General features: G+C 71.0%; 7 protein-coding genes and 1 riboswitch. Of the genes, 4 read left to right on the top strand and 3 right to left on the bottom strand.

Going from position 1 to position 6,016, the window contains the following annotated elements; genetic code table 11:
- From AB0M20_RS22540 to AB0M20_RS22530, 3 genes are all read right to left on the bottom strand, one after another.
- Positions 1 to 329, bottom strand: a 329-nt coding sequence (locus AB0M20_RS22540; RefSeq protein WP_364301112.1) for a hypothetical protein, incomplete at its 3' end; no start/stop codon positions are given.
- Between the two features lie 66 nt (positions 330 to 395).
- Entirely contained in the window at positions 396 to 1,127 is a 732-nt protein-coding gene (locus tag AB0M20_RS22535; RefSeq protein WP_364301110.1) for a spermidine synthase, read from the bottom strand.
- A gap of 67 nt (positions 1,128 to 1,194) precedes the next feature.
- Positions 1,195 to 1,995: a DUF4142 domain-containing protein gene (locus tag AB0M20_RS22530; RefSeq protein WP_364301108.1), complete on the bottom strand. Its 801-nt coding sequence runs from the start codon at positions 1,993 to 1,995 to the stop codon at positions 1,195 to 1,197.
- Positions 1,996 to 2,161: 166 nt separating this feature from the next.
- Between AB0M20_RS22530 and AB0M20_RS22525 the strand changes: the two genes are divergently transcribed.
- The 4 genes from AB0M20_RS22525 to AB0M20_RS22510 form a co-directional block, all read left to right on the top strand.
- Positions 2,162 to 2,518 carry a PadR family transcriptional regulator gene (locus AB0M20_RS22525; RefSeq protein ID WP_364301106.1) on the top strand — a complete coding sequence of 119 codons (357 nt, stop codon included), beginning with the start codon at positions 2,162 to 2,164 and terminating at the stop codon, positions 2,516 to 2,518.
- Positions 2,515 to 3,492 (top strand): permease prefix domain 1-containing protein, encoded by a 978-nt coding sequence (locus tag AB0M20_RS22520; RefSeq protein ID WP_364301104.1) that lies wholly within the window; start codon positions 2,515 to 2,517, stop codon positions 3,490 to 3,492. The genes AB0M20_RS22525 and AB0M20_RS22520 overlap by 4 nt, the downstream gene beginning before the upstream one ends.
- Positions 3,493 to 3,573: 81 nt before the next feature.
- Entirely contained in the window at positions 3,574 to 5,076 is a 1,503-nt protein-coding gene (locus tag AB0M20_RS22515) for a glycoside hydrolase family 43 protein (protein WP_364301102.1), read from the top strand.
- 17 nt (positions 5,077 to 5,093) lie between these two features.
- A riboswitch (SAM riboswitch) is annotated at positions 5,094 to 5,208 on the top strand.
- Between the two features lie 42 nt (positions 5,209 to 5,250).
- On the top strand, positions 5,251 to 6,016 hold a 766-nt coding region (locus AB0M20_RS22510; RefSeq protein ID WP_364301100.1), incomplete at its 3' end, for an aminotransferase class V-fold PLP-dependent enzyme.

Raw genomic sequence — 6,016 nt, 5'->3', positions numbered from 1 at the left:
GTCGCGGTCGTGACCTGCTTCTGGGCCGCGGTCACAGCCGCCGTCGCCCGGGTGACGTCCGCGGTACGGGTGGTCACGGTGGCGCGCTGGGTGGCGAGGGTCTGCCGGAGCTGGGCGCCGGTCGCCGTCACGGTGAGGCTCTGGAACATCAGGCCGGACCAGGTGTTCGCCACCGCCGGCACGGTCGCCTGAGCGGGTGTCGCCACGGTGACGGCTCCGGTGGCCGCCCCGGTGATCGCGACGGCCGCGGTGACGATCGCTGTGGTGACGGACCGTCGGGCTCGGGTGCGGATCTGACGTGCGGGCCGGGATTCCTGTCGTTTCGTCACCCGGCGAGGATGTCCCCCGGAAAGTGCAGTTCAGGCCCCCCGCGGGTGCGGGCAGGTTGCCGGCGCTCAGGTCCTGCGGGCCAGGTAGACGGTGTTGGCCGCGGCCCGGTCCTGCAACGGGTTGTCGAACGTGACGACCTCCGCCCGGACGCCGGTGAACACCTTGCCCAGCACGGCGATGAACTCGTCGTCGGGTGGGTCGTTGGACCAGAGACCGAACACACCGCCGGGGTGCAGGTGCGCGGCCAGGGCCCGCAGGCCGTCCGCGGTGTAGAAGTCCGCGTGTGCCGGGTGCAGCAGGTGCCGGGGGCTGTGGTCGACGTCGAGGAGGATCGCGTGCACCGGGCGGCCGGGCGCGTCCGGGTCGTACCCGCTGTGCCCCGCGGTGAGGCCGAAGAAGTCGCCGTGCAGCAACCGGCAGCGGTCGTCGGTGATCAGCTGGGTGGCGAACGGCAGCAGGCCCTGCCGATGCCACGCGATGACCTCCGCGAGGGTGTCCACCACGATCAGCGACCGGACCCGATCGTCCTCCAGCACCGTGCGGGCGGTGTAGCCGAGCCCCAGCCCGCCGACCACCACGTCCAGCCCGGCCGGGCCGGCCGGCGAGTCGGTCAGGAGGGCGAGGCCGAGGCGGGCGAGCTCGATCTCGGCGACCGGGAACATGCTGGACATCAGGAACTCGTCGCCGAGCTTCACCTCGTACACCTGTGTCTTGACCACCGGGTCGAGGCGGCGGCGCAGGCTGATCTCCCCCATCGGTGTCTGCTGCCAGGCCAGTTCCTCGAAGCGCGATGTCATGTCTCATCCTCGCAGTGCCCCGCCGCCACTGGGTCGGCAGGGCGCACCGCGGCCGGACAGCGCGGGGTCAGCGGTCGTAGTGGTACGACCGGCGCGCGCGGGAGGTCTGCCGGCGGCCCTTCACGTCACGCCGGATGAGCAGGAAACTGATCGCCAGAACCCCGGCGAGCACGGCGGCCATCAGCGGCACGCTCAGGCTCGACCGCTGCGTCTGCGCGACCGGGTTCAGCGCGGCCGGCGCCTTGGACGGGGCGGACGGGTCGGGTGCGGCGGGCAGCGCGGCGTAGTCGACCAGGCCGCTGCTCTCCAGCAGGGTCAGGTGCGTCATGACGAACTGGTTGGCCTGCTGCGCCAGCTTGCGGACGGCGTCGTTGCGGGTGCTCGTACGGATGGTTGCGATCGCCGGGAAGATCTTGCCGTGCGCCGCCCGCAGGCGGTCGATGTAGATCCGGTCGAACTCCTCGCCGTCCGCGGCGTCGCGCATCTCGGCGAGCCAGCCCTGCTGGTCGGCGTTGGGCTTGTTGGGCAGCTTGATCTTGAGTTTCTTGGCCGCCGCGCGGGCGAGTTCGTCCAGCTTCTCGTGCTGCAAGGTGATGGTGCGGCCGATCTCGCGGATGCGCGGGTCGTCCGACTTCTCCTGCGCCATGTCACCGGCCGGGATCTCCCACAGCCCCGCCAGCCGCACCTTGACGACCAGGTCGCGGTCCGCGGCAGAGACTTTGCCGGTGTTGCGGCCGTCCTGCAGCTCGCCGGGTGGCACCGGCACGCCGGGCTCGGCCAGCGCGGCCGTACCCGGCTCGATGAGGAGCACCGCCACGGCCGCCAGTGCCGGGCCGACCAGGCGACCCCACCACAACGCGCCTCGCATCCGAACCTCCCGGGATTCAGGCGCCGATACGCCCGACCGCCCGGTGATACGGACCCCAAGGCCGAACGGATCAACCGAGGTCCGGCCCGTGAGCGCCGCATTGTTACGTGCGGCACTTTGGTGTGCGGCATTGCCATAGTGTGTGCCACACGGTATCGTGTTCGGTATGACAACGGATGCGACGCTAGCCAGCCACCTGCAGGAGCTGCGCCGCGGCACGGTCGTCGTCGCCAGCCTCACCGTGCTGCGCACGCCGGGGTACGGCTACTCACTGCTGGAGACGTTGAGCTCGGCCGGCTTCGAGGTGGAGGCGAACACGCTCTACCCCCTGCTGCGCCGGCTCGAGGCACAGGGCCTGCTCACCAGTTCGTGGAACACCGACGAGACACGGCCCCGCAAGTTCTACATCACCACCGAGCAGGGCGACGCCCTCGCCGACACCCTGCGCACCGAGTGGGCGCGGCTCGACCGCGCGATCAGCGACCTCGACACCGCCACCGCCATTCCGGGAAGTGAGTCATGACCAATCTCGTCGACCGCTACGTCTACACCGCCCTCCGCCGCGTTCCCGAGGAGCAGCGCGCCGACATCGACCAGGAGTTGCGGGCCTCCATCGAGGACGAGATCGAGGCCCGCGTGCAGGCCGGCGACACGCACGACGCCGCCGTCGAGAGCACACTTCTGGAGCTCGGCGACCCCGACCGGCTGGCCGACCGCTACGCGAACCGGCCGAACCATCTGATCGGGCCGGAGCTCTTCCCGGTCTGGCGCCGGCTGCTGGTGACGCTGCTCTCAACCGTCCTGCCGATCGTGGTCGTCGTGTCCGTCGTGGCGCAGCTGATCGACGACCCGGACGTCGGCAAGGTGATCGGCGACGCCGTCACCACGCTGATCACCGTGGGCGTGCACCTGGCCTTCTGGACCACCGCGGTCTTCGCGATCCTCGAGCGCACCGGCCAGGACCGGTCGAAGTTCCGCACCACCTGGAGCCTCAAGGACCTGCCGACGTACCGGCCGGGCGTGATGCCCCTGCACGAGGCGATCGCCGCCATGGTCTGGTCGGCCTTCGTGATCGCCGCGCTGATCCTGCAGCAGTTCACGTTCTCCGACGTGCCGGTGCTCGACCCGGCGCACTGGACGTTCCTGTGGCCGTTCCTCATCGTGGTCATCGCCCTGCGCGGGGCGTGGGCGCTGCGGGCGCATTTCATCCCCGTCTGGACGCGGGCCATGGCCGCGGTGAACGCGGTGCTCGCCCTGCTGGTCGCGGTGCCGATGATCTGGATGCTGGCCGCGGACAGGTTCTTCAACCCGGAGTTCCACGGCTTCATCGTCGACGGCACGACCGACGTGAAGCGCTGGCTGAGCTTGTCGCTGATCGTGGTGGTCGCGCTGACCACGGCCTGGGACATCTTCGACGTGATCCGTAAGACGGAGCGAGCCCGGCGCGGCCTGCCGACGAAGGTGGCCGGCACGGGGAACACGTTCAACTTCGGCTGATCGAGCGCCCGTCATCGTTGGGTCCCGTACCCGTACCATGGGCCTCAGACATTCGTTGTTGTCGATGCCTTGGAGGAAATCGTGAGCCACGCCCGCCGCGCCGCCGCCGGACTTCTCGTGAGCCTGCTCGTCGCGGCGGGCGGCCTGGGAGGTGGCCCGGTCGGCCCGGCCGTGGCGGCGCCGCCGGACCTCACCACGGCCGAGGCGGGCAACCCGTTCGTCGGCGGCTGGTACGCCGACCCCGACGTGGCGATCTACAACAACCGCTACTACGTCTTCCCGACCGCGTCCCGGCCGTACGCCGAACAGACGTACCTCGACGCCTTCTCCTCGACGGACCTCATCACCTGGACCAAGCACCCCAACGTGCTCACCACCGCCAACGTGAGCTGGGCCCGCTACGCCGTCTGGGCGCCCGCCCCGATCGCCCGCAACGGCCGGTACTACCTCTACTTCGCGGCCAACGACATCCAGAGCAACGCCGCGCTCGGCGGCATCGGCGTGGCCGTCGCCGACCGCCCGGAGGGGCCGTACACCGACGCGATCGGCCGGCCACTGATCGCGCAGTTCGTCAACGGGGCACAGCCGATCGACCAGGACGTGTTCATCGACGACGACCGGCAGGCCTACATCTACTACGGCGGCTGGGGGCATGCCAACGTCGCCAAGCTGAACGGTGACATGACCAGCCTGGGCACCTTCGCCGACGGCAGCACCTTCAAGGAGATCACGCCGGCCGGGTACGTCGAGGGCCCGCAGATGTTCAAGCGCAACGGCAAGTACTACCTGATGTGGTCCGAGGGCGGCTGGACCGGTCCCGACTACTCCGTCGCGTACGCCATCGCCGACTCCCCGACCGGGCCGTTCCGGCGCCTCGACAAGGTCCTCGCGCAGGACCCGGCGGTCGCCCGCGGCGCCGGGCACAACTCGGTGCTGAACATCCCCGGCACCGACTCGTGGTTCATCTTCTATCACCGGCGGCCGCTGAGCCAGACCGACGGCAACGCCCGCCAGTTGGCGTACGACCGGATGTACTTCAACGCCGACGGCACGATCCGCCGGGTGACCATGCTGGTGAAGGACGACTTCTCCGACGGCAACGCGCTCGGCTGGCGAACCTACGGCGGCTCGTGGTCGGTGGCCGGTGGCCAGTACCGCGCGGCGGCGTCGTACGGCGGCAAGTCCCTGTTGGACGACAACCACGCGAACGCGCGCTACGACGCCGACGTCACCGTGACCGCCGGATCGGGCGACGCCGGCCTCGTCTTCCGTGCCACCGCCCTCGCCGTCGGGGCGGACGCCTACCGCGGCTACTACGCGGGCATCACCCCGGCCGGCCGGGTGATCCTCGGCCGGGCGGCCGGCAACTGGACGCAGCTCGGCTCGGCGCCGCTGACCGTCACTCCGGGCACCCCGTACCACCTCCGGGTCGAGGCGGCGGGCACGACGCTGAAGGTGTTCGTCAACGACATGACGACCCCTCGGATCACGGTGACCGACTCCACGCACGCCTCCGGCGCGTCCGGCGTGCGCGTCTACAACGCGGCCGCATCCTTCGACAACGTCGCGGTCACGAACCGGTAGGTGTTAACCTGCTGCCAGGTCATGAGTGCCAGCGCGAAGCCCCGGCTTGCTGGCCGGCAACCCTTGCGTTCGCGATGGGGTGCCCCGGGTGAGGACCGGGCCGTTGTCGACCGGCGACGGCAAGCGCGGACCCGCGCGAGACGGCCTGGGTCCCGACCCAGCGGAGGCATCCTCATGTCCGTCATCCTGCAAGCCGCCGAGCTCGACGTCGTCGGCGACGACCTGACCACCGAGCTGCCGAGCGGCCAGACGGTTCGGTTCGCCCACCTGGACCATGCGGCGTCGGCCCCCTGCATTCGCGCGGCCGCGGACGCGGTCCGCGACCTGCTGCCGTGTTACGGCAGCGTGCATCGCGGCACCGGCCTGCGGTCTCAGATCTCCACCCTGGAGTACGAGCGAGCCCGCGACACCGTGGCCGAGTTCGTCGGCGCCCGCTCCGGCGACTCGGTCGTGTTCACCCGCAACACCACCGACGCGTTGAACCTGCTGGCGCGGTCGCTGCCGCCGGGCACCACCACGATCGTCTTCGACGGCGAGCACCACGCGAACCTGCTGCCCTGGCCGTCGCCGCTGCGGCTGCCCGCGCCGGACGGGCCCGACGACGCGGTCCGGGCGGTGACCGGCGCGCTGGCCTCGGTCCGCGGTCCGGCGCTGCTCGCGGTCACCGGTGCGAGCAACGTGACCGGTGAGATCTGGCCGGTGCGGCGGCTGGCCGACGTCGCGCACGCGTACGGGGCACGGGTCGTGGTGGACGCCGCGCAGCTGGCCCCGCACGTGCCGGTCGACCTGGCCGGCCTCGGCGCCGACTACCTCGCGCTGTCCGGGCACAAGCTGTACGCACCGTTCGGCGCCGGCGTCCTGGCCGGGCGCCGCGACTGGCTGGACGCCGCGGAGCCGTATCTGCGCGGCGGCGGCGCGAGCGCCGCGGTGGGCGACGACC

This window comes from Actinoplanes sp. NPDC051633 (genome assembly GCF_040681735.1).
Classification (GTDB): Bacteria; Actinomycetota; Actinomycetes; order Mycobacteriales; family Micromonosporaceae; genus Actinoplanes.
This window is presented reverse-complemented; position numbering and strand designations above follow the sequence as displayed.